At 57.0% G+C, this 25,321-nt stretch carries 19 protein-coding genes and 4 pseudogenes; 11 read left to right on the forward strand and 12 right to left on the reverse strand.

Going from position 1 to position 25,321, the window contains the following annotated elements; genetic code table 11:
• Position 1 precedes the first annotated feature (1 nt).
• Complete coding sequence (locus WGT02_RS25440) at positions 2–493, reverse strand: ISAs1 family transposase (RefSeq protein WP_024318989.1); 492 nt, start codon at positions 491–493, stop codon at positions 2–4.
• A 322-nt stretch (positions 494–815) separates the two neighbouring features.
• On the opposite strand from WGT02_RS25440, the gene WGT02_RS25445 reads away from it, so the two are divergent.
• Genes WGT02_RS25445 through WGT02_RS25455 form a run of 3 tightly spaced genes read left to right on the forward strand, consistent with a single transcriptional unit; the run spans position 816 to position 3,620 of the window.
• Positions 816–2,066 (forward strand): glycosyltransferase, encoded by a 1,251-nt coding sequence (locus tag WGT02_RS25445; RefSeq protein WP_208247303.1) that lies wholly within the window; start codon positions 816–818, stop codon positions 2,064–2,066.
• Positions 2,066–2,890: an ABC transporter permease gene (locus tag WGT02_RS25450; RefSeq protein WP_037071579.1), complete on the forward strand. Its 825-nt coding sequence runs from the start codon at positions 2,066–2,068 to the stop codon at positions 2,888–2,890. The genes WGT02_RS25445 and WGT02_RS25450 overlap by 1 nt, the downstream gene beginning before the upstream one ends.
• Before the next feature lies 1 nt (position 2,891).
• Positions 2,892–3,620 (forward strand): ABC transporter ATP-binding protein, encoded by a 729-nt coding sequence (locus WGT02_RS25455; RefSeq protein ID WP_208247305.1) that lies wholly within the window; start codon positions 2,892–2,894, stop codon positions 3,618–3,620.
• 231 nt (positions 3,621–3,851) lie between these two features.
• Here the strand turns inward: WGT02_RS25455 and WGT02_RS25460 are convergent, their stop codons facing one another.
• Both WGT02_RS25460 and WGT02_RS25465 read right to left on the reverse strand, forming a co-directional pair.
• Positions 3,852–4,436, reverse strand: coding sequence for a plasmid pRiA4b ORF-3 family protein (locus WGT02_RS25460; RefSeq protein ID WP_024318993.1), 585 nt, complete (start codon positions 4,434–4,436; stop codon positions 3,852–3,854).
• Positions 4,436–4,600 (reverse strand): annotated as a pseudogene (locus tag WGT02_RS25465) (transposase domain-containing protein); the annotation flags it as partial. The gene WGT02_RS25460 and the pseudogene WGT02_RS25465, both read right to left, overlap by 1 nt.
• Before the next feature lie 272 nt (positions 4,601–4,872).
• On the opposite strand from WGT02_RS25465, the gene WGT02_RS25470 reads away from it, so the two are divergent.
• The 3 genes and pseudogenes from WGT02_RS25470 to WGT02_RS25480 form a co-directional block, all read left to right on the forward strand.
• Entirely contained in the window at positions 4,873–5,148 is a 276-nt protein-coding gene (locus WGT02_RS25470) for a hypothetical protein (RefSeq protein ID WP_318246573.1), read from the forward strand.
• Positions 5,145–5,312: a hypothetical protein gene (locus tag WGT02_RS25475; RefSeq protein ID WP_176703657.1), complete on the forward strand. Its 168-nt coding sequence runs from the start codon at positions 5,145–5,147 to the stop codon at positions 5,310–5,312. The genes WGT02_RS25470 and WGT02_RS25475 overlap by 4 nt, the downstream gene beginning before the upstream one ends.
• Positions 5,309–5,572, forward strand: a pseudogene (locus WGT02_RS25480) (UPF0149 family protein); the annotation flags it as partial. The gene WGT02_RS25475 and the pseudogene WGT02_RS25480, both read left to right, overlap by 4 nt.
• 15 nt (positions 5,573–5,587) lie before the next feature.
• On the opposite strand, the gene WGT02_RS25485 reads toward WGT02_RS25480, so the two are convergent.
• Positions 5,588–6,660 (reverse strand): IS630 family transposase gene (locus WGT02_RS25485; RefSeq protein ID WP_208246028.1). Its coding sequence is split into 2 segments (ribosomal slippage): positions 5,588–6,174 and positions 6,174–6,660, totalling 1,074 coding nucleotides; the frame shifts between segments, so codons are not numbered across the junction.
• A gap of 82 nt (positions 6,661–6,742) precedes the next feature.
• On the opposite strand from WGT02_RS25485, the pseudogene WGT02_RS25490 reads away from it, so the two are divergent.
• Positions 6,743–7,052 (forward strand): annotated as a pseudogene (locus WGT02_RS25490) (YecA family protein); the annotation flags it as partial.
• 266 nt (positions 7,053–7,318) lie between these two features.
• Here the strand turns inward: WGT02_RS25490 and WGT02_RS25495 are convergent.
• Together WGT02_RS25495 and WGT02_RS25500 are read right to left on the reverse strand one after the other, a co-directional pair.
• Positions 7,319–8,379, reverse strand: a protein-coding gene (locus WGT02_RS25495; RefSeq protein WP_208247307.1) for an IS630 family transposase whose coding sequence is annotated in 2 segments (ribosomal slippage) — positions 7,319–7,887 and positions 7,887–8,379 — 1,062 coding nt in all. Because the reading frame shifts where the segments join, the coding sequence is not laid out codon by codon here.
• Positions 8,380–8,566: 187 nt separating this feature from the next.
• Entirely contained in the window at positions 8,567–8,716 is a 150-nt protein-coding gene (locus WGT02_RS25500) for a hypothetical protein (RefSeq protein ID WP_024318892.1), read from the reverse strand.
• 232 nt (positions 8,717–8,948) lie between these two features.
• Here WGT02_RS25500 and WGT02_RS25505 point away from each other — a divergent pair.
• Positions 8,949–9,885, forward strand: a pseudogene (locus WGT02_RS25505) (HEPN domain-containing protein).
• 106 nt (positions 9,886–9,991) lie between these two features.
• Here WGT02_RS25505 and istB read toward each other — a convergent pair.
• From istB to WGT02_RS25520, 3 genes are all read right to left on the reverse strand, one after another.
• Complete coding sequence (gene istB / locus WGT02_RS25510) at positions 9,992–10,888, reverse strand: IS21-like element helper ATPase IstB (protein ID WP_208245168.1); 897 nt, start codon at positions 10,886–10,888, stop codon at positions 9,992–9,994.
• Positions 10,885–12,357, reverse strand: a complete 1,473-nt coding sequence (gene istA / locus WGT02_RS25515) for an IS21 family transposase (protein ID WP_208245170.1) — start codon at positions 12,355–12,357, stop codon at positions 10,885–10,887. The genes istB and istA overlap by 4 nt, the downstream gene beginning before the upstream one ends.
• A 690-nt stretch (positions 12,358–13,047) precedes the next feature.
• A complete protein-coding gene (locus WGT02_RS25520; protein WP_024318893.1) occupies positions 13,048–13,587 on the reverse strand; it encodes a Pycsar system effector family protein in 540 nt (179 codons plus the stop codon).
• Between the two features lie 112 nt (positions 13,588–13,699).
• Between WGT02_RS25520 and WGT02_RS25525 the strand changes: the two genes are divergently transcribed.
• Together WGT02_RS25525 and WGT02_RS25530 are read left to right on the forward strand one after the other, a co-directional pair.
• Positions 13,700–17,470, forward strand: a complete 3,771-nt coding sequence (locus WGT02_RS25525; RefSeq protein WP_024318894.1) for a FecR domain-containing protein — start codon at positions 13,700–13,702, stop codon at positions 17,468–17,470.
• Positions 17,470–19,455 (forward strand): CHASE2 domain-containing protein, encoded by a 1,986-nt coding sequence (locus tag WGT02_RS25530; protein ID WP_024318895.1) that lies wholly within the window; start codon positions 17,470–17,472, stop codon positions 19,453–19,455. Before WGT02_RS25525 ends, WGT02_RS25530 begins: the two co-directional genes overlap by 1 nt.
• A 313-nt stretch (positions 19,456–19,768) precedes the next feature.
• On the opposite strand, the gene WGT02_RS25535 is transcribed toward WGT02_RS25530, so the two are convergent.
• Both WGT02_RS25535 and WGT02_RS25540 read right to left on the reverse strand, forming a co-directional pair.
• Entirely contained in the window at positions 19,769–21,196 is a 1,428-nt protein-coding gene (locus WGT02_RS25535; protein WP_208247309.1) for a mannose-1-phosphate guanylyltransferase/mannose-6-phosphate isomerase, read from the reverse strand.
• A gap of 504 nt (positions 21,197–21,700) precedes the next feature.
• Positions 21,701–21,994, reverse strand: coding sequence for an exopolysaccharide production repressor protein (locus tag WGT02_RS25540; RefSeq protein ID WP_225040125.1), 294 nt, complete (start codon positions 21,992–21,994; stop codon positions 21,701–21,703).
• A 402-nt stretch (positions 21,995–22,396) separates the two neighbouring features.
• On the opposite strand from WGT02_RS25540, the gene WGT02_RS25545 reads away from it, so the two are divergent.
• On the forward strand, positions 22,397–23,902 hold the full coding sequence (locus WGT02_RS25545; protein WP_024315084.1) for a hypothetical protein: 1,506 nt from the start codon (positions 22,397–22,399) through the stop codon (positions 23,900–23,902).
• Positions 23,903–23,980: 78 nt separating this feature from the next.
• Here WGT02_RS25545 and WGT02_RS25550 read toward each other — a convergent pair whose 3' ends face one another.
• Positions 23,981–25,297: a UDP-glucose/GDP-mannose dehydrogenase family protein gene (locus WGT02_RS25550; protein ID WP_208247311.1), complete on the reverse strand. Its 1,317-nt coding sequence runs from the start codon at positions 25,295–25,297 to the stop codon at positions 23,981–23,983.
• Between the last annotated feature and the right edge of the window lie 24 nt (positions 25,298–25,321).

The raw sequence follows: 25,321 nt of genomic DNA on the forward strand, positions 1-25,321 counted from the left end.
TTCAACCAACCCGTTGGCAACCCATCGCGTCGATGGTGACAACAGCACCCGACATGTCGATCATCCCGATCAACGCAGGAATGGCGGTGATCTGGTTCGACTTCGCATCGACCTTGACTTGAGCCAACACGAGGCGCTGACGCGCCGCAAACGCCGTCACGTTGTGAGCGGCGGCCTGTCCCTTCGCCTTCGAGCCGGACCGGCGCTGCGTCTTGCCATCAATGGCGATCGCCTCGACGGGCGCGCCGATCAGCGCCGAGACCCAGGCGGCGAAGCACCACTGGAACACCTCCGGGTCCAGGCTGGCGAGGATGTCGCCGAGATGGTCGCGCGCCGGCGTGCCATCCTTGAACGGCTTGAACCGGCGAAGAAACGCCAGCTTCATCTCGCCAAACCGCGCGATCGCAGAGATCGTCTTGGCGCCCGAGATCACAGCCGCCAGACAGAGAAGAAGAATCTCGTCCAGAGGATAACGGACCTTGCCGCTTTGCATCCAACCCCTTAAAATGCTCCAGAAAAACCACGCCCTCGTAGACCGATAAGTCGGCCATTTCCTCGGTCACGTCCCCTGCCACATCGTCTCTCCGAAGCCAGAATCAGATGGCAGCCATCGATTCAGACCATCAGACACATGTCACGCCGGGGATTCACCCGATTGCCCTGCCAACCCAGTGGGATGTTATTGACTTACCGGATGCGGTTGTCTAAGAGCCCCCAGTTCTAGGAGTTTTGACTTACCTAAAACAACTACAGTTTGGGATATCTGCGGGGTGTGGCGCTGTCCCATTTTTTACGGAGACTAGGCAAAGAAGGAAATGGCTGTGGAGCAAACGAAAGTCAATTCGCAGATCCCGTCGGCGACTAGATTGCCGAAGCTTTTGGTCGTTTCAAGCTATCACCGAGCTTGCGGGATAGCGCAATACGTCGAATTTCTAGAGCTCCCGCTTCGTGAGCAAACCGACTTCGATATCGAAATCGCAGCGCTTCCGGTTGATCTTCTTAGATCCCAGTCGCCATACGCTAGAAAAGCTGCCGCCGCCGAATTCGAACAACTTTTGTTAAAAGTGGGGCGGGCTGACATTGTAAACATACAACTTGAGCCCGGTCTCTTCGGATTCACACCACGGCGAATTTGGCGGAACGTTCATGCGATCATACGGCGCAGCAAAAAGGTTATAATAACCTACCACACGGTTCCATCTTTGGAAGCGCGACGATTCCGCCTTAGCCGCAGCGGTTTAATTAATTATCTGAGAGACTGGCGTGGTGACTATGTGTTTAATCGTCTATTCGCTACAGTCCGCCGAAATCCGAAAAAATTCCACCATATCGTACAGACAGCGCGTGAGGCCAAAAACTTTGGATTCCTAGGCATTGCGTCTGATACGATTACACATCGACCCCTCGCGTTCGTTAGCAAGGCGGTCCGCCATGGCATGGATCATGATTTAGCCAAGCAACAAGTAGCCTCACGGCTAAATATAAGTTCTGGAGTTTTGTTGGGTTGCTTCGGTTTCCTGTCACCTTACAAGGGCATCGAGGTCGCAATAAAGGCATTAAAGTCGTTGCCGGACGATCACCATTTGTTGGTTGTTGGTGGCCTGCATCCGGAGGGTATTGAGAGAGGAAAAGTAGAGCAGCCGTATATAACCAAGTTGATCAAGGAAATAGAGCAGCAGCCCACGTTAAAAAATAGAGTTCATTTTTGTGGAGCTTTAGATAACGATGAGTTCAACAACGTTATGCTGGCGTGCGATTCTGTCGTTTTGCCATATGCGGAAGTCGGTCAGACTTCGTCGGGGCCAGCCGCTCTGGCGCTCGACATGGGCAGGCCTCTGTACTGCTCGCATACCAAATGTTTTGGTGAGCTCGACCGCTATCAGCCTGGTGCAATATCGTTTTTCGAAGTCGGCAATTACATTGAATTAGCTGAGAAACTTAACAACCGCGAAGGCGATGATCCATCCCGCGTAGCCGCCCGGGCAATCTATTTGAATAAATTCAACGTAGAGCAGAGGGCGGCAGCTTATTTTGCTGCTGCGAATCGACTGTTGCAGGTGAAATAGTGGCCATCAAAAGCAGCAATTGGCGGTGGGTCGAACGAGATTTTTTGACAGACATTCGGATGTTGTATTCTCAACGCGAATTGGCCTGGCAACTTCACCTTGCGGATATCGCTGAGAATAAGCGCAATTCAGGCCTCGGGCTTGTCGCCCCATTTATCTCGGTGCTAATTCATGTCCTCCTATTAGGAACGGTCATGGGGCTTGTTTTCCACGAGCCTCTGAAGTCGTTTATACCTTTTTTTGCGATTTCCTTTTCAATTTGGCAAGGCATCTCTATTTTTGTTTCGGACATTTCTTATGCTAACGAAAAAGCTGCACGTTACTTATCGTTTCCGAATATATCGGGTTACATAAGCAATCTAGTTTCAACATATGACTTTGTGATTGCCCTGCTACTGAAAATTGTTGCCTCATTCATTATTATTGCCTTTATCAATCCCGTCATGGTCTTGCAGACTAATTACTTGGCTTTTTCTGTAGGCTTGTGTCTACTTACTTTAGTGATGATTTGTTGGTCGCTACCACTAGCATATGTGTTTGACCGCGTCCGACTATTGCGGGGCTTTCTGCCGCAAATATTGTTCGCTGTGTACTTAGTGACGCCCATTCTGTGGGCGCCAGATCGCTTGCAGGCGCATAAGTGGGTAGTGGTTTTCAATCCCGTATATCACCTAGTTGAAGTTGCTCGCGCGCCCATTGTTGACAGCTCCTTTCCCGTCGCGTCCTATTGCGTATGTTTCGTCCTTATTGTTTGTGGACTCGCGCTGTCCAAAGCGCTTTTTGGTGCCAACCGTGATCTTGTCGTATATCGGTGGATGGCCTAATATGACTGAGGCCGATATTGTCGTTCGTATTAGAGACGCATCTGTCGAAATCCCCCTACGCGGCGTGAAGGGAGGCGCTCTGGGGGCGGACCCCAGGATAATCCAAAAGCTAAACGGCTCATTGGTTTTACGCGCGCTGGATAAGATATCACTTGAAGTCCGGCGTGGCGAGCGCGTGGGAATCGTCGGTGGAAACGGCAATGGAAAAACCACCCTCTTAAAATTGATCGGAGGAATGCTTCCGTCCGTTGGAGGGTCTATAGAGGTTCGAGGCTCTATAAGAACATTGCTAACAATTGGAGCAGGGACTGTTCCTGCTTTAACTGGAAGACAGAATGTGCGGATGAGATACTCTTTGCTCGGGATTAAAAGCATCTCGGTAGATGAATATATCGCAGACGTCGCGGAATTTTCAGAACTGGGCGCATTCTTTGATATGCCTATTGGAACGTATTCACCTGGCATGCAAAGCCGGTTGCAATTTGCGATGAGCACTGTGGAGCCAGCGGACATTCTGCTGTTGGACGAGTGGATTGGTGTTGCTGATCACGCATTCCAGGTAAAAGCAAACAACAGACTAGAGAAATATATCGAAAAGAATGAAGGATTTCTTTTTGCCTCTCACAATGCCGAACTGTTGCAGAGAATGACCGATCGGACGCTGACTTTGCAAAACGGGAAAATCATATCTGACGAAGCCTCGGCGCTTAGTATTAGTAGTCCAGCTTAACAGGTTTATCGGCGGTGGTGCCGTACGCATACGCGGAAGGCCGTCTTGAGAGATGTCCGGAGACGTGGCTGACTGTTTGTATGGACATCTATACTGACAGTCAGCGTGATCACCGTCTTGAGATCGTCGACACTGGTCGGCGTCGCCGTTTCAGCAAAGAGGTGAAGCTACGGATCGTAGTTTCGATACAGGAAGTTAACAAGTCGTAAGCATTCGCCGAGGACCGCAGGTTCAGGCTTTCTTGCGTGCTTTGCGTTTCCATTTGGCGGCTAGCGCATCCACGTTTTTGCGAAGGTTGACGACATCGACTGTGGTCGGATCGTAGTCCGCGCTGCCCCACCATTCGAGAAGCTCATCGTGGCGCTCGTGAGTTTTGTCGGCAAGCGCTTCGCGGAACTCCTCATATCCCCAAGGGCCGCCGACGTCCTCTGGAGGACACCGCCCGACAACATCCAGCAAGATAGGATCATCGAGGCCAGCGATAACCGGAAAGGTCTTTTCGATCTTGACGGTGTGCGTCCAGCCATCGCCGAAGTCATAGAGGTACTTGAACGATCTCGCGCCGATATCTTCGATGGCAGAAAGAAGTGTCGCTTTGCGAGCGTCGATGGGTTCGTCAAAACCACCGTCGGGAAGGCCGAAGCCGACGTCACGGATGCGGAATTCGTCGAGATGGCTGCTGGTCCACCCGAAAGCCGCCTGAAGAACCTCATGAAGCCGGTTAAACCGAATGCGGAACGGTACGACGACGCGCCGCATCACCAGAGGTTCAACGTCATCGAGGGTGACTTTCAAACGGACGAGAGAGGCAGCCATCAGGCCGCCTGCGGTAAGGGTGTCGTCACGGTATTTGTCCAATTCCAAGGAAGCAGTTCATCGATTCGGTTTGCCGGATGATCGGCGATCCGGGCAAGGACGTCGGCAAGCCAGGCCTGCGGATCAATACGGTTCATTTTCGCGGTGACGATCAAGCTGTACAGTAAGCGTTGCGAGCGCCCCACATTTCATTGAATTTCAGTTCGCGCATAATCCCGATCTTTCGAGATTGAGAGGTGGGAATGATGGATCTGGTGCCAATCGAGCGCGACGAGCAAGTTGTGCGCATAGTGCTGATGACAGTCATCAGCACTATGCGCAAGGTAATGCAGAGCGGGCTCGATCGACGTCACGTCGTGTCGAAGTCATCATCGGCGAGGATCGCCGCCGTCGATGGAGCCCGGAGGACAAGGCGAAGATCACAGCGGCGAGTTTTGTGCCCGGCGCCAATATCTCTGCCGTTGCGCGTCAATACGGCGTCAGTCAAGGCCTGTTGCACTATTGGCGTCGCTGCGCCCGCGAAAGCGCATCGGATGAGCAGGAGATGCGTTTCGTGCCGGTCGTGAAGGTTGGCGACGAACAGCCTCAACCATCTCTCGGAAAGATGTTGACCGTTCGCGTTGAGATTAACCGCGCCTGTGTCGTTATCGACGGCGGTGTTGATGAGCATACGTTGCGGACGGTGTTCAGCGCGATACGGGGTTCGGCTTGATTGCGCTTAGATCGGATTTGCGGATCCTGATTGCTTCCAAGCCGGTTGTGCTCGAGCGCATCATCTCGGGCAACGTAGCCGCCAACCGGATGGAGACGCTCTTCCCCTGGGTCTGGAAGGCTGAACGAGAGGCGATGACAGATCAAGGGCGGCATGCGGCATGACACAGAAGAGCCAGGGGACGACGACTGCACGACCGAAGCTTGACGACGAGGCGTTCGAAGCCTTTTTGAGGGCACGTCGTCCGGCATCGCCAATCTGGTCAATGAGCGGTCTCGATGGCTATCTCACTGCTCTCATCATCGGACCGAGGTTTATCGACCCACGCCAATGGATCCCGGAACTGACCAGCCCGGATGCCCTGAACCTGCCGATGAAAACAACCGAACATCGGGCCGTGCATTCGATCGTTGCAGAATATAATACCAACGAGCGCTAATCAAAACCGGTGCGCCCAATCACGCATTCCAATTGACATGATCTTCCACGGCTGCGCGACCAGCTTGTTCCATGCGTCACAGCAATGGGAAACGATGTCGTCGTAGTCTTTGAATATCCGGTTGGACAACCAGTTCTCCCTCATAAATTGCCACAGGTTCTCGACAGGGTTCAATTCGGGCGACCGCGGCGGCAGGAACAGCAGGGTGACGGTGTCGGGTACTTTGAGTTTCGGCGTGACGTGCCATCCAGCCTGATCAACGATCAGCACGGCATGAGCACCTTCATCGACCGCCTGGCTGATTTCGAGCAGATGCTGGTTCATGGCATGGTTCATGGCATCGGTGTCGCAGTAGGGAAGAACAAGGCCCGCAGCTTTGCCCTTCTTGGGGCAGATGGCGCCGAAGATATAAGTCCACATCGTGCGTTGATCGAGTGGTGCCGAAGGCCTTGTGCCCTTGCGTGCCCATCGTCGGGTGATCTTGTTCTTCTGCCCTATCCGAGCTTCGTCGGCCCACCAGAGCTCGATCTCGATGTTCTTGGGGAGCCTGCTTTTGATGGTTGCCAGTGTGGCGGGGAAGTTTTTTTAAAACTCTCCAGGTCACCCTCGTTCTGGGCGTAATGGCGCGGACGAGCAGACAGCTTTGCAAAGCCGAGCGCCTTCAATTCGCGGCCAATGGTCGTCTCGTCCACAGAGATCCGGTATTCCTGGAAAAGCCATTGAACCAGATCCTTGCGCCGCCAGCGAACGACGCCATGCACTGCTGGTATCGGCCCGCTTTCGACAATCTTCGCCAAAGCCTGGCGATGCACAGCGGAAAGCTTTCCTTGATTGCCAGGCGCTTTGCCGTTGATGAGCCCTGACGGACCGCGGGCATTGAAGCGCATAACCCAATCGCGGACAATCTGCAGGGTCACGCCTCCGATCCTGGCCGCGTCGCTGCGTGAATGACCATCATAGATTTCGGCAAGGGCAAGAAGCCGCCGAGCCTGTGCCGCATCCTTCGTGCTCTTGGCCAATGCCCGCAGGGCAAAACCGTCGAAGTCATCGCGCAGTGGAATTCCCAATGTCATCCGCAAACCTCCGTTTGCGACAGAGATTCAGAATTCAACTGATTTGGAAACCGCAAAACGAGTCAGAAACCGCTCACGTTGGTATAACCGCATCTCGGCGAGCCTTTCCGAAACACCGAAAGACCACCGGCCCCGGTTCACCAGGATCGATGATCAGACCTTTGATGCCATGGACTGGGACGTCTGCTTTCTGATGGGAACCGGATTCGCGCCGAAGCTGTGGCGGGCCCGTCATTCGCGGTCATGCCGTCACTGGCGATATCATTGCGCCAATCCGCAAACTCAGCGAGACAAAAGGACCAGCTACCCACAAGGATGCTGCTGCCGTCGCCGAAGCGCTCGTCAATATCCGAACCTACTTCATGCCAAAACGGGCAAAGCAAAAGTTCTGACTGAAGTGCTGTTGCGATTCCGTCAACGCCGAAAGCCGTGGGCTGTTCGTCGCGCTCACGGAAAGGGGGCCGAAACAGTCGCTAATGCTCTACTCCCGTCTCCAGGTGACATCATAACGTCTGGCACTTTCCTAGCGGAGAGGGAACAAAACAGAGGTACCCGGCCACATGGGTCCCCGTGAGCGGCACGATGATCCGGATTACAAACCGGCAAACATGCGTCTTGTCGGTCGGGCTCATCGTGCCGTAATACCAACGAGCGCTAATCAAAACCGGTGCGCCCAGTCACGCATTCCAATCGACATGATCTTCCACGGCTGAGCGACCAGCTTGTTCCATGCGTCGCAGCAATGGGCGACGATGTCCTCGTAATCTTTGAAGATCCGGTTGGACAACCAGTTGTCACGCAGAAATTGCCACACGTTCTCGACGGGATTTAATTCGGGCGAGCGTGGCGGCAGGAAGAGCAGTGTGATGTTGTCGGGCACATCGAGCTTCGGCGTGACATGCCACCCCGCCTGATCAACGATCAGCACGGCATGAGCGCCGTCATCGACGGCCTGGCTGATTTCGATCAAATGCTGGTTCATGGCGCTGGTGTCGCAGTAGGGAAGAACGAGACCCGCACCTTTGCCCTTCTTGGGGCAGATAGCGCCGAAGATATAGGTCCACATCGTGCGTTGATCGTGTGGTGCCGAAGGCCTTGTTCCCCTGCGTGCCCATCGCCGGGGGATCTTGTTCTTTTGGCCTATCCGAGCTTCGTCGGCCCACCAGAGCTCAATCTCGACGTTCTTCGGGAGCCTGCCTTTGATGGCTGCCAGTGTGGCGGGGAACTTTTTTTAAAACTCTCCAGGTCGCCTTCGTTCTGGGCGTAATGGCGCGGGCGGGCAGACAGCTTTGCAAAGCCGAGCGCCTTCAATTCGCGGCCAATGGTCGTTTCATCGACGGATATCCGATATTCTTGGAACAGCCATTGAGCAAGATCCTTGCGCCGCCAGCGCACAACGCCATGCACCGCCGGTATCGGGCCACTTTCGACGATCTTTGCCAAAGCCTGGCGATGCACGTCGGAAAGCTTTCCTTGATTGCCGGGTGCTTTGCCATTGATGAGCCCCGACGGGCCACGCGCATTGAAGCGAATAACCCAGTCGCGGACAATTTGCAGGGTCACGCCTCCGATCCTGGCCGCATCGCTGCGGGAATGGCCATCATAGATTTCGGCAAGGGCAAGAAGCCGCCGAGCCTGTGCCGCATCCTTCGTGCCTTTGGCCAACGCCCGAAGAGCGAAGCCGTCGAAGTCATCGCGCAGTGGAATTCCTGATGTCATCCGCAAACCTCCGTTTGCGGTATTGATTCAGAACTCAACTGATTTGGAAACCTCAAAAAGAGTCAGAGATCGCTCACGCTGGTATAAGTCATTGCCATCTCGTCGCCGCCACGCCGAATTTGACGCTATCGCCATCGATCCGAACAAAGCGAACGTCGTTTCATCGTGCAGAGAAAGGTGGCTTAGGCTACTTCTCTTCGACGGAAATGCCCTTTTCGCCGATCGAGATATCGACGCCTTTGGGTTTGCTCTCTTCGCGGAGAATGTAGATGCCCATGACGACGACCAACACGACCAAAGCGCCGATCACGAAGTAAAAGCCGTTCCGATTGTTCATTCATTTCCCCTGGCTGGATTCTCTGAAATAGGCTGGGCGATCAGGATGGCAACGGCGTCGCAGAGACAGGACAAGCAAAAGTCAAAGTGAACGTTGCGAAACCGACTCACCGACAAGCGCCACGTCGGTGATCACGCATAGGTATCCGCCAGAATTATCCATCTTGTAATTGTGATGATAATAAATTTCGCGTAAAAGGTTTGGGGTGTGCAATCACGATGGAACCGCTACGATGGATGCGATTCACACCGAAGGCTCCGACGCTGCTTTGACCCGGACCGATCACATTGAGCACCTGCCGGACAGGAAGCGGCGCGAGTTGGCGCGCATCATGGAGATCCTGTTTGCCGAGGTCGAGGCGTTTCAGGCAAGCAAGCTGTCGGAGAAGAGAAGCGCCGGCCGGATCCTGAAGGTCATACTGTATGGGTCCTATAGCCGGGGTGTCTGGGTTGAGGATCGCCTCAGCGGCTACCGCTCTGATTACGACCTGTTGATCGTCGTCAACAAGAAGTCCTTTGCCGACGAGCATGACCTCTGGCAAGGCTCTCGAAGAGCAGCTGTTGAAAGAGCAGATCGGCCATCGCATCGAAACGCCGGTCGTCCCGATCATCCACACACTCCAGGACGTCAACGATCAACTCGCCCGTGGTCGGCCCTTCTTCGTCGACATCGCCAGAGACGGCATCGTCCTCTACGAGCAGCCTGGTCATCCGCTGGCGGAGCCGAAGCCGCTGACGGCAGAAGCGGAGTAGCACGAAGCGAAGATTTACTTCGAACAGTGGTATCAGCTGTCTCAAGAGGCACTCACTGGCGCCGAACTGATGCTCGAAAGAAACATCTGGCGCCACGGGGTGTTCATGCTGCATCAAGCCACCGAATGTGCTTACCACTGCGCTCTACTTACACTGACCCTCTACAGCTCCAAATCGCATCGAATAAAAGTGTTGCGCTCTCAGGCCGAGGGAGCAGACAACCGACTAATCGCCGCTTGGCCGCGAGGCAGCCGGTTCTCACGTCGCTGCTTCGAGTTGCTGTCTCGCGCCTATGTGGAGGCCCGATATTCGTCGAAATACAAAATTGCCGACGAGGAGCTCGCATGGTTGGTTGAGCGCGTGAAGGCGCTCCAAGCTGTTGTCGAGGCGGTCTGCCGGGAACGGCTTTCCATTTAGACGCCCAAAGCGCCGGTCGCGAGGTAAATGCCGTTCAGATTGCTCATTCATTTCCCTATAGCGCGACGATCAGGATGAGACGCGAGCGACAATCTGGATGAGATTCTTATGTCGCGGTTGGAGCGAAGTTATCATGTTGATTGTCGCTGGCAAGAGTTTCATCGTGTTCTGATTGCCGCTCCGCGACAAGCTGGGAAGAGCTTTTGATTGTCGCGAATGAGGCGGGTCTGCCGCGCTGGCGTTTGGCTTCCATGGCCGAACGCCGCCGGTAGCTTTCGACATTCATCTCGAAGATTGTTGCGTGATGGACAAGTCGGTCCACCGCGGCAAGCGTCATGGCCGGGTCTGGAAAGACGCGGTTCCATTCTCCGAAGGGCTGATTGGCGGTGATCATGATGGAACGCCGCTCATATCTTGCGGAGATGAGTTCGAAGAGCACGCTCGTTTCGGCCTGGTCCTTGGTGACGTAGGCCAGGTCGTCGAGGATGAGAAGATCGAACTTGTCGAGCTTTGCGATGGCGGCTTCGAGCTGAAGCTCCCTCCGCGCGACCTGAAGCTTCTGGACGAGATCGGTCGTGCGGGTGAAGAGCACGCGCCAGCCGTTCTCGATTAGCGCGAGGCCGACGGCTGCGGCGAGATGGCTCTTTCCGCCGCCGGGCGGACCGAACATCAGGATATTGGCGCCTTTGGCGAGCCAGCTATCGCCGGCTGCAATCGCCATGACCTGGGCCTTGGAGACCATGGGAACAGCGTCGAAGGCGAAGCTGTCGAGCGTCTTTCCGGGTGGCAGGTGGGCCTCGGCGAGGTGTCTTTCGATCCTGCGATGGGCGCGTTCGGCCAATTCATGCTCGGCGATGGCCGAGAGGAAACGGGCAGCAGGCCATCCTTCCCGATCGGCCTGCTCGGCAAATTGGTGCCAGAACGTCTTGATCGTCGGCAGCCTCAGTTCGTTGAGCATGATGCCGAGGCGGGCTTCATCGACTGTGTGGATGTTGCTCTTCATGCGACCTCTCCCGCATAGGCCGTGCCGATCAGGGCTTCATAACCATTGAGCGACGCGAGTTGCACATGAACGATCGGCAACTGATCCGGGTCCGGGCTGAAGACCGCTCTCAAAGCCGCCAGATCAGGCAGTTTGTGGGCGTCGAGCGTTTTGGCAAGCTCCTCGGCCAGTTCACGCTCGCAACTGCGATCGTGAGCCAAGGCAAGCAGTTCCACGGTGATCTTGCAAGCCTGCCGCTCGGGCAGTTGCTCGATGAGCGCGTCGAAAGTCCTGCGATATTCCGGCCTGGGGAAGAGCTTGTCGCGATAGACGAGCCCCAAAAGCGCCATCGGCTTTTTGCGCAGGGAATGAATGACGTGATGATAGTTGACGACTTGATCGTGCTTGCCACTCGCGTGGGCGCGGCCTCGGGGTAATGTCAGCAGATGCGTGCCGCCGATGAAGACGTCGAGGCGATCGTCGAACAGACGCACCCGCAGCCGGTGGCCAATCAGACGGGAAGGCACGGTGTAGAAGACCTTGCGCAAGGCGAAGCCGCCGGTGCTCGATACGGTGACGATGACCTCTTCGAAGTCGGTGGTGCGACGATCGGGAAGAGCTTGCAGATGCGTGCGCTCGGCATCGATGCGCTTGCCATGTGCGGCATTGCGGCGGCTGACGATCTCATCGATGAAGGCGCGATAGGATCCGAGGTCGCCAAAGTCCCTGGTTCCGCGCATCAGCAGAGCATCGCGGATCGCATTCTTGAGATGGCCGTGGGAACTTTCGATCGAGCCGTTCTCGTGCGCGACGCCCTTGTTGTTGCGCGTCGGCGTCATGCGATAATGGGCGCACAGTTCGTCGTAGCGATGCGTCAGATCGACCTTGGCGTCGGCATCGAGGTTGCGGAAGGCGGCCGATAAGCTGTCGCTGCGATGATAGAGCGGCGAACCGCCAACCGACCACAGGGCGTTCTGCAGCCCCTCGGCCAGAGCGACGAAGCTCTCTCCACCCAGGATGACATGGGCATGCTCGAAGCCCGACCAGACCAGCCGGAAGTGATAAAGCAGATGATCGAGCGATTGGCCGGCGATCGTCACGCCGAGGCTGCCCATGTCGGTAAAATCCGACAGTCCTAACCGACCGGGTTCGTGCATCTGACGGAAGATCACTTCCTGCTCCTGACCGTGAACAGCCCGCCATGATCGGATACGACGCTCAATCGTACGGCGAACACCTTCTGACAGCTCTGGATGACGCCGCAGCATCTCGTTGTAAACGGCGACCGCTCGGATGCCGGGCGCGGCCTTGAGGAGCGGAACAACCTCGGCGTCGAAGATGTGCTCAAGGGGATCGGGGCGACGCCGGTCGCGCGGCGGCTTGGTCTGCGATGGAAGACGCGCATCCTTCTCGATGCGGTAAGCCGTCGCCCGGCTGATCGACGCCTTGGCGGCAGCGACCTCAATGGGGTTGTTTTGTCGGTACTTCATAAAAAGCCTCGTCTGATGATCGGTTACATGGCGACCCGGCACAAAGGTGATTCTCCATTCTCAGAAAATCACCGACGCTACCGGGCCAACCGCGATCATGAGACGCCGAAAAATTGCGCCGCGGCGGGGGTGTAACTCCAGTCGGGCTACGCCCTCCCTTCGTCACACCCCCGCCGCCGAGTCTCATCCTGATTGACGCTGAGTCTCACCTTGTTTGTCGCCGCGCATTTCCCCTGGTATGGACCTTGAGATAGGCGGCGATCAGGATGGAACCGTATTGAAATTGTTGAGAAATTCGAACAGCCGCGTGCAGGGTCGTAGAGAGTACGGAAGGCCGAGGGGCACGAGAGGGGGCACCGGTCGCGTCAGCTTTGGTTTAACGCGCCGCAAATCGCCCTGAACAAGGGGTAAAACCACCCTTGAAAATTGTCGTCAAATTCTCCCTTTCGCGACTTGAAAAACTGTCATAGCTGGGTTGGCACCAGCCGAAAAAAAGGGTGCTGATCCATGCGACTAAGAATTGAAACCAGCGTCTCGAAGATGTTCGAGGAGCGCAAGCGTTGCCTGGACAAGCTCTGGAGTCAAGGCTTCCGGGGCGCTAACTGGGCTCTCGCAACCGACCTTTCCAGCACGATCGCGGCTCTCGTACTGCAAGTGGACGAGGGGTTCTCATTGGTTGAGCTGGGAGAGCTATGTGCTCACCAATAAGAGGACATAGGCGATCACGGTCACCATGAGGCCCCGAAAGGAATATGCAACAAACCGATATTTACCCCGCGCAATGGTGGATAGGATATCGGCGTTCTTCATGTACTGCTCAAAGAGATAGCCCGCATCACTTCGCATTGCCGCTTCGCGAAAATACTCGCGATGATTCGGCCAGGCTCCCCAAAACAGTGAGGTCGTGGAGTGAACGTGACGAGGTAGAACCACCAGAATTGCGGTGAGAACGGAGAAGATCGAAGCCGCCGCCAGCGCGCCGGAGAAGAGGATGCCCTGCGGCGTTCCCTGCGCGTACCGGCTCCAGGTAAAGACCTCGCGCCCCTCGCTTGAGGTTACCAGAAAGGCGAGCATGAAAGTAAAGATATAGGCAGCCTTCTGGTCGGAAATCTTGATTTGGTCGTAAAATACATCGTTTATCTTCTTGATATGGTCGAAATATTCGGAACCAACGTCCTCGGTTGAAGGTGAACTGCTCAGAAAATCTGAGGCATTCTCAAAATCGCTCACGTCTCGCCCCCGCGTCAAAGTGTTTCTCTGATATTACACTTGTCGCACAAAGCAAGCGAACTTCCTTGTCCTCGCTTGACTTTTCAACTATAGGCAGACAAATCCTTGCGACATGAGGGGTATATTTGCAAGATACGCGTGCGGGGGCACAGCGATCGCGCTGGTTGCGTCATGTCTGACGCAGCCAGCAGCGGCGGAGCCTATCCAGCGAACGGCGCGCGCCGCCGGCTCCGTCATCGACCAAAAGATCGGCGAGGAAGTTCGCTTCGTCGACCTCAGCAACTGGCAGAACGTGTCACTGCACCAGGACCTGCTCGGCGGCGACGTGTTGCGCACCAATGCCAACGGCCAACTCGCGATCCTCTTTGCCGATCACACTCAGGTCCGCCTCGGCCGCAATTCGGCGTTGCAGGTCAGGCAGATGGGGGCTACGGGCGATACGATCCTGAACCTGCAGTCCGGCACCATGTGGGGCCGTGCCCAGCGCGGCGGGCAGGGCCTGACGGTCGAAACCCCGGCTGCAGCCGCCGCCATCCGCGGCACCGACTGGACGCTGACGGTCAAGGGCGATCAGACCTCGCTCATCGTGCTCGAGGGGCGGGTCGAGCTCAAGAACGAGCACGGCAGTGTCGAGGTCGCACAAGGCGAAGCGGCGGTCGCGACGATTGGGCAGGCACCGCGCAAGCTGGTCATCGTTACCCCTGACGATCGCGAGCAGATGCTGTTTTATCTGACACTGCGCAGCGGCTTTACGTTCATGCCAGCTTCGCCCCTGCCGATGCAAAAAATGCGATCCGAACGCAGCCGCATCGAGGCCAAGGCGCCGGAAGCAAGAACGTCAGAGGACTGGCTGACACTTGCCGAAGTACAAATGTCGTTCGATGGGCGTCAGCAGGCGCTTCAGTCGTTGGCCAAGGCTCGGGCGCTCAAACTTTCAGCCAGCCAACGCGCCCGTGCCGATTTGATCGAAGCCCTGATCGCGGGCGCAGAGAAACGCTACGACGAAGCGGCCGAACTATTTTCGCGCGCTGAGCCGGCGCTCGATCCGCAGCGTCGAAGCATCGCTGCCTACGGAGGCTACTATTCGCGATCGTTGCGTGACCCCAACCATGTAGAGAAGCCACCTTCCAACGTCACCGGTCCCTACGCTGCGGTGATGAAGGCCTATACCGCGGGCTTCCTCGAAGATATTCCCGCTGCCATCAAAACGATGAGGGAGGCGGAAGCGCGCTTTCCAGCAAATTCTAGCCTGCCGGCCTTGCGTGCCCAACTCGCGCTGCTGATCAACGACCGCGTCCAAATGAAGGAATCAGTTGAGCGGTCGCTTTCCATAGACCCGAACGATCCCGATGGACTTCAGGCCCGTGCTCGTTTTCGATCCGACTTCGAGGGGAATCTTGAGGCAGCGCTGGAAGACCTGAACGACGCAATCAAATTGGCGCCGGGCTCCTCGATGGCATGGAACGATCTCGGTCTGCTTCAGGCTGCCCGGGGCGCCAGCCGCGAAGCGGAAGCTGCCTTGAAGAAGGCGATTGAACTCGATCCGGACGACCCGATCAGCCACGCCAATCTCGCTGTCCTTTATCTCGATCAGTCGCGTATGAAGGAAGCGAAGCGCGAGGTCGACCTGGCATTGGCCGCTGATCCAGCCTTCGACGTGGCACTTCTTGCGCGCGGACGCTACTATCTGCAATCAGGTGAACGAGAAAAGGCGATCGACGACCTTCTTGCGGCGTCGACGGCCAATCCGGGCTACTCGCAAGCGCAGCTAATGCTCGCGGCAGGCCACTACGAAAGAGGCGAGCGGGATCCTTCGAATCAGGCTGTCGAAAATGCCGATCGACTGGATAAGAATGATCCCGTCATCTCAGCGTTTCGAACCGCGGTTGCCATTGACGACTACGACGCTGATGGAGCGATCGCAAACGCCCAAGAATTTCTGAGGCGCGCCCGCGCCCGCGGGGGAGATTTCAGCGCGCTTGGAGCAAACCAGGATGCCGGCTCCACGCTCAACAACGCCTTTCGTCTGCAGGGGCTGGATGCCTGGGGGCGGTATTATGGCGATGCGGTTTTTGATCCGTTCGAAGGCAGCGGCTTTGCGGATCAGGCGCTCAAGGGCAGTATCAACCCGTTCAAGAATGCGATCACCTTCGGGGATAGCGTGATCGAAAACACGAGCAACGCAACGAGCTTTTCTTCCCTGTTTCAAGGACTGTTGCTCGACCCGCACATGTTGTCAGGCCGGTCGAGATCGGCCACATTGCTGCGCACGCCGTTCATCGAAGGCTCTGTTGGCGGCGGCATAAATAGCGTCGGGGGTCACACTGGGCGCGTTGGTGAAGCCGAAATCCAAGGCTTTACCAACCAGACAATACCCATCAGCTTCTTCGGCAATTTCGAGTGGGAGGAAATACCGGCTGAAGGAAGCTATGCAGACTTCGGCAGTTTTTCCACCGAGACCAAACTGCTGAGCGCCAACGGCTATATAACGGCCACTCCCACCCCAGAGGATCGCGTGGTCGCGTTCGTCAATCAGGGCCGCAGCGACTTCGACCTGAATTCGTTGACGCTCGATCCATCGGCTTCGATCCGGCTCAACGCAGAGCTCTTCATTCCTCTTTTCGGGGTGCCGTTGGCACCAGCGGAACTGCCCTTCTATCGCAGTCAGCATAACAGTCTGGATAATCTCAACAGCGGTGTCGGCTGGAGTCACACCTTCGGCTACCGAAATATCGTGAACGCCGCGCTTCTTTATTCAGAGGTGAAGTCGGAGAGCGCAAACGACTTTGATTTCGATCAATCACCCATATTCGGGGTGACGACGCCGGACTTGCTGCCGTTTGGGCAAACCCGGCAAAGCCTGTCCTCCAAGAGCTATGTCGCAGCCGTCAGCCATAGCCTTGGCACTGACAACGGCTTGACCTGGCGATACGGTATCGAAGGAGGATGGATTGACACCCATAGCAGCACCTTCAATGAGCTTTATGAGCTGGTCCCGGGTTTTATCCCCGATATCACGGACGGCCCGAACGAAGCGTCCAATAGAACAAATCTGGCGCGTGCGTACGTAGACCTGCTGCACGAGATTACGCCAGACCTGAAGGCGGAATATGCTCTCCATGCCACGCTGCTGGATGGAGATGGTATTGACGTCAGTCGGTTGGAGCCGCGATTGGGCGTGGCTTGGGCACCGGTCGAGGACCAGTGGTTACGCGCTGCATTCATGCGCCAGAGCGTCGAAACAGGCGTGCCGACACTTGCCCCGATCGGCATTGTCGGGCTGCAGCCCAATCAGATTGCGGTCGGAATTGATGGCTATGTCGATACCGTCGCTTTGCAATGGGATTCCCAATGGACCGATCAGTTCTTCACGTCCATGGGCTACCAGCACCAGGAATTGCATGACATGACGATCGGGTTGCCGCTGACGGCGCTGCCGGCGATTGACAGCCTGCCTCTGGAACGAGGGAGCATTGACCGGGCAAGCATCACGGCAAATGTTGCGCTGGGGAATGGATTCGGTCTTTCAGCGACCTACGCTCGCATGGAGTCGGAAAACAAGGATGAAACAAGCGCTAACTTCGGCGGTGCCCTTCCATTCATCCCGCGCAATTCAGGCCAAGTGGCGCTAACCTGGGTCAATGAAGCGAAGGTGAAAGCGACGATCGCGGCCAATTATATCGGCAAACGAGACGGCGACGACATCGGGACAGAGCTTGATGACTTTTGGACCCTTGATGCCAACATGATTTGGGAGCCGTTCGACAAGCGCTTTGCTCTTGAATTGGCAGCCTTCAACTTACTTGACGAGGACTTCGAGATATCGCCGGGTGTTCCCGGCTGGGGTCGTGCCGTAAAGGGCACGTTCAAAGTCCGGTTCTGATGAACGCAGCCTCGCCCCTTGGTTCGTCGTCACATGCTCCTGGTTGGCCGTTCAGCAGCCGCAGTCTCCGGCTGCTGGTGCTCGTGCTTGTCACGCTGATCGGGATCTCTCTGCTTTCGCGCCTGCCGGCCTGGCCGCTGGTGGAACTCAAGTCGTTCGACTATTTGTCGACGGTCGACGATCCGCGGCCGCCGGAGGGCGGGCCGGTGATCGTGGCAATCGACGAGCCGTCTCTCGCGGCCATCAATGCGCAGTGGCCGTGGCCGCGTGTCCTGCATGCTAAGTTGATCCGGCAATTGCGTGCAGCCGGCGCAAAGGCAATCGGCCTCGATATCATCATGGCCGAGCCTTCGACGCCCGAAAATGACGCGGCGATTACCGAGACAGTTGGCCCGGACATCGTGCTTGCAGGTGACGAAACGCTGATTGAGACGTCGCAAGCCGATCAGCTCGTGCGGGCGACGCCGCTGCCGCAACTGACGGCTGCCGGAGCGCTAACGGGCATTGCCTCGATCGAGCTTGGTGGCGATGCCGTCTTCCGCGCCCTCCCGTTTTACGACGACGGCTTTGCCGTCACCCTGCTAAGGGCTGCCGGCGACGAGACGACGACGATCCCGCAAAACGCAATGATCCAGTCCTTCGGACCGGCGCGCAGCTATCCGACCGTTTCATATTATCAGGCGCTCGATCCAAGAAACTTCCTGCCCGAAGGGATTTTCAAGGATCGTGTGGTGCTGGTCGGCCTCAGCCTGCAGAACGCTCCGGAGATCGACAAGGGGGGCGCCGACGCCTTTGCCACGCCCTATACGATGCACACCGGCCAGCTCACCGCCGGCGTCGAGATCCAGGCAACCATCTACGACAATCTCCGCCGACAATTGGCGATCGCCCAGACCGGCACCCTGCCGTTTGCCGGCTTCATCCTCGTCGCCGCCCTGCTTGCCGCCGCAACGGTCTGGAAGTCGACCGGCTGGCTGACGCTCGTCGCAACGTTCGTCGCGATCTGCGCGTTTACCGCCCTTTGCTATGCCGGCGTGCGGCTTGGCCACATCTTCGTGTCGCCGCTTGGGCCGACCGTCGCCTATGTCTCCGTGGCCTTCGGTCAGGCGGGTCTCGATTACGCCGAGGAACGCCGGAACAAGCAGCGAATTACGCGGGCTTTCTCGCAGTACATCTCCCCGGACCTCGTGAAGAGACTGTCGGACGATCCGTCGCAGCTGAAGCTCGGCGGCGAGCGGCGAACGCTGTCGGTGCTGTTTTCCGACGTACGTGGCTTCACGACGATTGCCGAAACCATGAAGGACGATCCGGAAAAGCTGACCGGCCTGATCAACCGGCTGCTGACGCCGCTGTCAGACGTCGTCATGGACCACGGCGGTACGATCGACAAATACATGGGCGACTGCATCATGGCCTTCTGGAATGCGCCGCTCGATGATCCCGAGCATGCGCTTCACGCGGTCAAGGCATCACTGGCGATGCAGGCCGCCATAGCAACGCTCAACAAGCAGCTCGAAGCAGAAGCGAAAGTGAGCGGTGCACCGTTGCACGTGCTGAAGATGGGCGTCGGCATCAATACCGGCGATTGCGTGGTCGGCAACATGGGCTCGAATCGGCGGTTCGATTACTCCTGCCTCGGCGACTCTGTCAATCTGGCGTCCCGCCTGGAAGGTGCGTCCAAGAATTACGGTGTGGCCCTCCTGCTCGGTGAGGAGACCGCGCGCCGTGTCGCCGGCATGTACACTGTCGTCGAGCTCGACCGGATCATCGTCAAGGGACGAACCGTTCCTTCGCCGATTTTCACGATAATCGAAGCTGTTCATCCGGACGACCTGGAACTTCACAAAGCTCTTCTTGTGGCGAAGTACAACAAGACGCTGACGCCACTCGATACGTCGTTTGATAGGCTAGGGACGGCAATTCCTTCTCTGCGTCTATATTACTCGATCATACGGAGCGAGTTGGTTCGCCCGTTGGACGAGTAATGGCAAGATTTCATAGAATGCATGCTCCGCGGCGTTTTAGTGGTCAACGCGGCCTATCCTCAGCCTCCTCGATATGGCCAGACTGTGGAGGTGCGTGTTGATTTTGATCGCTGATTGCGATTGACCTCTCTTTCGGTCTTTATCGAAAAAGCGCCACTCTCGCTCGAGGCGAGCAATCGCATACTGAAAGATTGTCGTGGGCAAGGAGAGCGGGCCGCATACTTCTTGGTTATCCATCGTATCAATAAACCCCTTGTTTTCCTGATGTGCCACGGCAGACGGCAGCGATTTTCTGGCTACTCGCACGCCCCGATCAGCTGCGCCCGAACTCGTCGACGATGCGGATGATATCGTCTTCGCCGAGATAGGATCCGGTCTGGACTTCGATCAGTTCAAGCATGATCTTGCCGGGGTTGGCCAAGCGATGGATTTCTCCGAGCGGAATGTAGACGGATTCGTTTTCCCTGAGCATCTGCACGTTTTCGCCGATCGTCACCTCGGCCGTGCCCTTGACGACGATCCAATGCTCGGAGCGGTGATGGTGCTTCTGCAGCGACAGCTTCTTGCCCGGCGTGACGAAGATGCGCTTGACCTGGAAGCGGTCGCCGTTCAGCACGGACGTGTAGCCACCCCACGGCCGGTAGGAGGTCGGGTGCGTCTCGGTCAGCTGCGATGTCGATGGGGCGGCAGCGAGCATTTTCACGATGCTTCCAACGTCCTGGCTGTCCTGCAACCGGCCGACATAGACGGCGTCCTCGCTGGCGATGACGGCGATGTCGTCCATGCCCTGGACGGCGAGATGCACGCCATGTGTCATGATGAGCGAGTTCTTGGTATTGACGACGGTCGTATTGGCGGCCGCCACATTGCCATGCTCGTCGCGGCTGCCGCTCTTCCAGACGGAATCCCAGCTGCCGAGATCGGACCACTTGAAGGGCGAGGGGACGACGGCGGCGTTGCTCGTCTTTTCCATGATGGCGTAGTCGATCGAGATGTTCGGCGCGGCGGAAAACGCTGACCGATCGAGGCGCGTAAAATCAAGATCTGTCTTGGCGTTTGCGACGGCCTCTCCGGCCGCCTTTATCGTTTCGGGAGCGTGGGTGCGCAATTCATCGAGCAGACACGAAACCGAGAACATGAACATACCGGAGTTCCAATAGAAGCTGCCTGCGGCGAGCATCTCTTCCGCCTTGGCGAGCGGCGGTTTTTCGATGAAGCGTGCCACCACCCTTGCACCGGTCGTCAGCGCTTCTCCGCCTTCGATATAGCCGTAGCCGGTTGCCGGCTCGGTCGGCTGGATGCCGAACGTCACGAGCTTGCCTTCGGCGGCTGTCGCAGCTGCGATGCGGACGCAGTCAAAATAGGTGTCGTCGGCGACGATCTCATAGTCGGAGCCAAGCACATGCATGATTGTGTCTTGGTCAAAGCGTTTGCTCACCAGCGTCGCAGCCGCTGCAACGGCGGCAGCGGTGTTGCGGGCGACCGGTTCGAGCAGAATGGCGGCGAGGCCAATGTCCAGTTCGCGTGCCTGCTCGGCGACGAGAAAGCGGAACTCTTCGTTGGTGAGAACGACAGGAACCTCGTACAGCGCCGGATCGGACACGCGCTGCAGCGTCTCCTGGAAAAGTGTCTTGTCGCCGATAAACTGTATGAATTGCTTCGGTGCTGCAGCACGCGACAGCGGCCAGAGGCGCGTGCCCTTACCGCCAGCCATAATCACGGGAACGATCTTCTTCGTCATTTGGAGTGTCCTTGAGTATCTTTTGATTTACCGCAGACCTCGCTGGCCGCGGCGATCGCCGTCTCATCGGGCTTGCCGATCTCACCGTCCGGTCGGTAGAAATTTATGCCTTTGCGATTGCCTCAAGTATATGAGCCCGTTGCAATAGGCATTCCGCCACCTGCATGCCGTATAGGGCGAGTGCCGGCGTTGAAAAAGTGTCGCGAACGTGGAAGCCGGGGACCGCCAGCGCATCGCATAGTCTGCCGCAATTTCAGGGCTCGAATCCCCGGCGTCCTTGACAATCACGATGGCCTCGCCGAGGCATGCCACTCCATGGTCAAGCAGGCAGCGACCAGGCCGTGGCATAGAGTCCCGAAGCTCGCGCCTTGAGCCAGACAGACCGTGAAGTCCCCTTTCTCTAAATTTCATGGCCGGTAAGCGTCTCGACGCATCTTTTCCTGGACCGGATATGTTTCTTTCCGATGGGATCCACGCTTATCGAGCGTTTTGCCCAACCAGGCCCTATTTCCCGCGACGGTGGGCGCTTTCATGCCAAATGAGATATAACACGCCGCCGACGTAGCCTACCTGCATCAGGACGAGGCAAATGAGGCCGTAGTAAAGTGTCGTGGTGACACTGTCGTAGTGAAGGTAGCAGAACAGGCAGAACGCGGCCACGACGAGAAGCATTCTGACATAGACGCCTGGCGCACGCATCATCGCCGTGAAGCGAGCCAGCTTGGTCGTATCGCTTTTAAAGCCTTGTTCGATTCCTCTAGTCAGGTTCTTTGGGACGTGGGGCGCAGAGCTTGGCATCGCGAAGTCCTCCATGGTGCAGAGCATCATTTTTGCTGTTTGAAGACCCGTGGTCGTTCCTAGCACAGCGGTGGTCGTCGTTCGTCACCACATCTCTTTCCGTCAGAACAATAAAGCAGTGCGATCCGACAACGAATATCGATGTTGTATACTTGCAAGATGACGTAGTTATAAATATAAATGCGAAATCAATAAGATGTCAACGCGGAAAGATTCTGATCATTGTTGCTTGGTGGTGATTGAATATTGATCGTGCCAAGGAATGATTTATCCAATTTTGGCTTGCCTTCGATTTTTTGCGTCTATAAATTGTAGCAACACAATTTATACCTTTTCAAATTCGAGCAACGCGCATAGTGTGCATTGCAACATAGCAACGTCGTCAACATCCGGTGAGAGAGGATGAGCGTTGAGCCGATAGGACTATTCACGCTGGCGTTAGGCCTTTTCGGCCTCGCACTCGGATACGCGTCAATCGCCACGATATTCGTGGTATTGACCATATTCGGATCGGCCGCGGCGGTTATCGCCGGCTCGGCAAGTATTCCACCTGCGCACCTGTTTCTGCTGTTTCTTGCCGTGGCAACTCTTGCCAATCAGGCACGCTCCGAGATCGCGGTGAAAATGCTCGGCTTCGGCAAAGCGGGCTTTTGGCTGGCGTGCCTTGTCGTTTACGGAGCAGTGACTGCCTATTTTTTGCCAAGACTGCTTGCCGGACAAAGCTTGATCATTCCGCTTGGCATATCAGAGTACCCGTCGACGCGCGGCGCCGTTCCGCTCGGACCCGTATCCAGCAATTTCACGCAGACGATCTATCTGATCGCGGACCTTATCTGTTTCTTGTTAATTGCCACGGTCGGGTCAACGCGAGCGGGCTTCAATGCACTCGTCACTGGGCTTATCGCCTATGCCGCCTTCAACGTGCTGTTTGCTTTGCTTGACCTGGCAACGAACGCGACCGGGACCGAGGAACTGCTCCAATTCATGCGCAATGCGCAGTACACATTCCATGAAAATGACAGCGTCAACGGCATGAAGCGCATCGTTGGCTCGTTCCCCGAGGCATCGGCTTTCGCGGGGACGACTCTGGGCGCACTCGGTTTTACCGGGACACTGTGGCTTTGTGCGAGAAAGAACACCTGGACAGGCCCGCTTGCCTTTGCGTCACTCGTTCTGATCGTTTTGTCGACGTCCTCCACCGGGCTTGTCGCAACACCGGTCTGCCTGGTGATCCTTTACTGGACAGCACTCTTCCGGTGCGGTGTCTCGTACGGAAGCCGTCACGCCACCGCCTTCGTGCTGGCAGCTCCTGCGATCGTGGTCGTGATTGCACTCTTCGTGATCCTTCATCAGGACCTCTATCAGGACATTCGCGATTACGTTGACGTGCTGGTGCTGAACAAGGCGACGTCGAATTCGGCGGCAGAGAGAGGATCTTGGAACACCTACGGATTGCAGAATTTTTGGGATTCGTCCGGACTTGGGGTCGGACTGGGCACGGCGCGAACCTCGAGCTTCCCAATTGCGGTATTGTCCAATGTTGGCGTGCCGGGCGCGCTGTTTTTCCTGTTGTTCACGTTATCGGCCCTGGTGCGGTTGCCTGGCCCCGCGCGAACGTTTGAGTCCGATGTGCGGCTGGCCTCGCGCAATGGGTGCCTGTGTCTTCTCGTTGGAGCATGCGTGGCCGGCCCCACGGTTGATCTTGGCTTGCACTTTTTCATTCTCGCCGGCCTGGCAAGTTGCAATCCCGCGCAGGCGCGTTTGCCCGCACCCCTCCTGTCTCTTCGAGGGGGATCCGGCAAGCCGGCTGATCTCGAAAACGCTTTTGGGCCGCGGCCACCGACAGTCAGTCCAGGATCAGGCAGCTCAAGCAACCACGCCTTGGCCGCCGCGCCCGATCGAACGTGACACTGACATGCTTGGCGCCTGACAGATCGCGGATGAAATTTTCGGATAGGTCGCGCTCCGGGAGCCTTCGGCGCATCGCTACTGCTTCTCGTTCTTCTTTCCGATAGCGAAATAGGCAAAGCCATGCTTGGTCACTTCGGCGACGGGATAGATATTGCGCAGGTCGACGATCGTCGGGGTTTTCACCAGCGACTTCATCCGCTTGAGATCGAGCGCCCGGAATTCGTCCCATTCAGTGACGATGACCATGGCCTCCGCACCTTCGGCGATCTCGTAGGGGTCGTTGCCGTAGGTGATCGGGGCCACAACCTCTTTTGCCATCTCCATGCCTTCCGGATCAAAGGCGTGGACATTGGCGCCACCGTCCAGCAGCGCCTGGATGATGGTGATCGATGGCGCGTCGCGCATGTCGTCGGTGTTCGGCTTGAAGGTCAGGCCGAGGATCGCAATCTTCTTGCCGCGAACAGTGCCGTCGCAGGCGGCGATGACCTTGCGGCCCATGGCACGCTTGCGGTTGTCGTTGATCGCGACCGTCGTCTCGATGAGGCGAACCGGGCTGTCATAATCCTGCGCAGTCTTGACCAGCGCCAGCGTATCCTTGGGGAAGCACGAGCCGCCGTAGCCGGGGCCGGCATGCAGGAACTTGTCGCCGATGCGCTTGTCCATGCCGATGCCCTTGGCCACTTTCTGCACGTCGGCGCCGATCTGCTCGCAAAGGTCGGCGATCTCGTTGATGAAGGTGATCTTCATCGCCAAGAAGGCGTTGGCCGCGTACTTGATCAGCTCGGAGGTGCGGCGTTCGCAGAAGTAGAGTGGTGCCTCGTTGAGGTAGAGGGGGCGATAGACCTCGCGCATGATTTCCACGGCGCGCGGCTCGTCGGTGCCAAGGACGATGCGATCCGGGCGCTTGAAGTCGGTAATTGCGGCGCCCTCGCGCAGGAATTCCGGATTGGAGACGACGGAAATATCCTTCTCGGGGAATTCCTCGCGGAAGATGCGCTCGATCTCATCGCCGGTGCCGACGGGAACCGTTGACTTGGTGACGACGACGGTAAATCCGGAGACCGCCGCCGCGATCTCGCGGGCGGCCGCATAGACGTAACTCAGGTCGGCATGGCCATCGCCGCGCCGCGACGGCGTGCCGACGGCGATGAAGACGACCTGCGCATTCGCAACCGATGCCGCCAGCTCCTTGGAAAAATCCAAGCGACCGGCGCTGCGGTTATGCTCGATGATGGTATCAAGACCGGGTTCGAAGATCGGAACTTTTCCGGCTTCGAGGGCGTCGATCTTTGCGGCGGACTTGTCGACACAGGTGACATGGTGGCCGAAATCGGCGAGGCAGGCACCGGAGACAAGGCCGACATAGCCCGAGCCAATCATCACAATACGCATGGATCTATTCCCTGAAACAGCGAT

Source organism: Rhizobium sp. T1470 (assembly GCF_042140505.1).
Taxonomy (GTDB): Bacteria; Pseudomonadota; Alphaproteobacteria; order Rhizobiales; family Rhizobiaceae; genus Rhizobium; species Rhizobium favelukesii.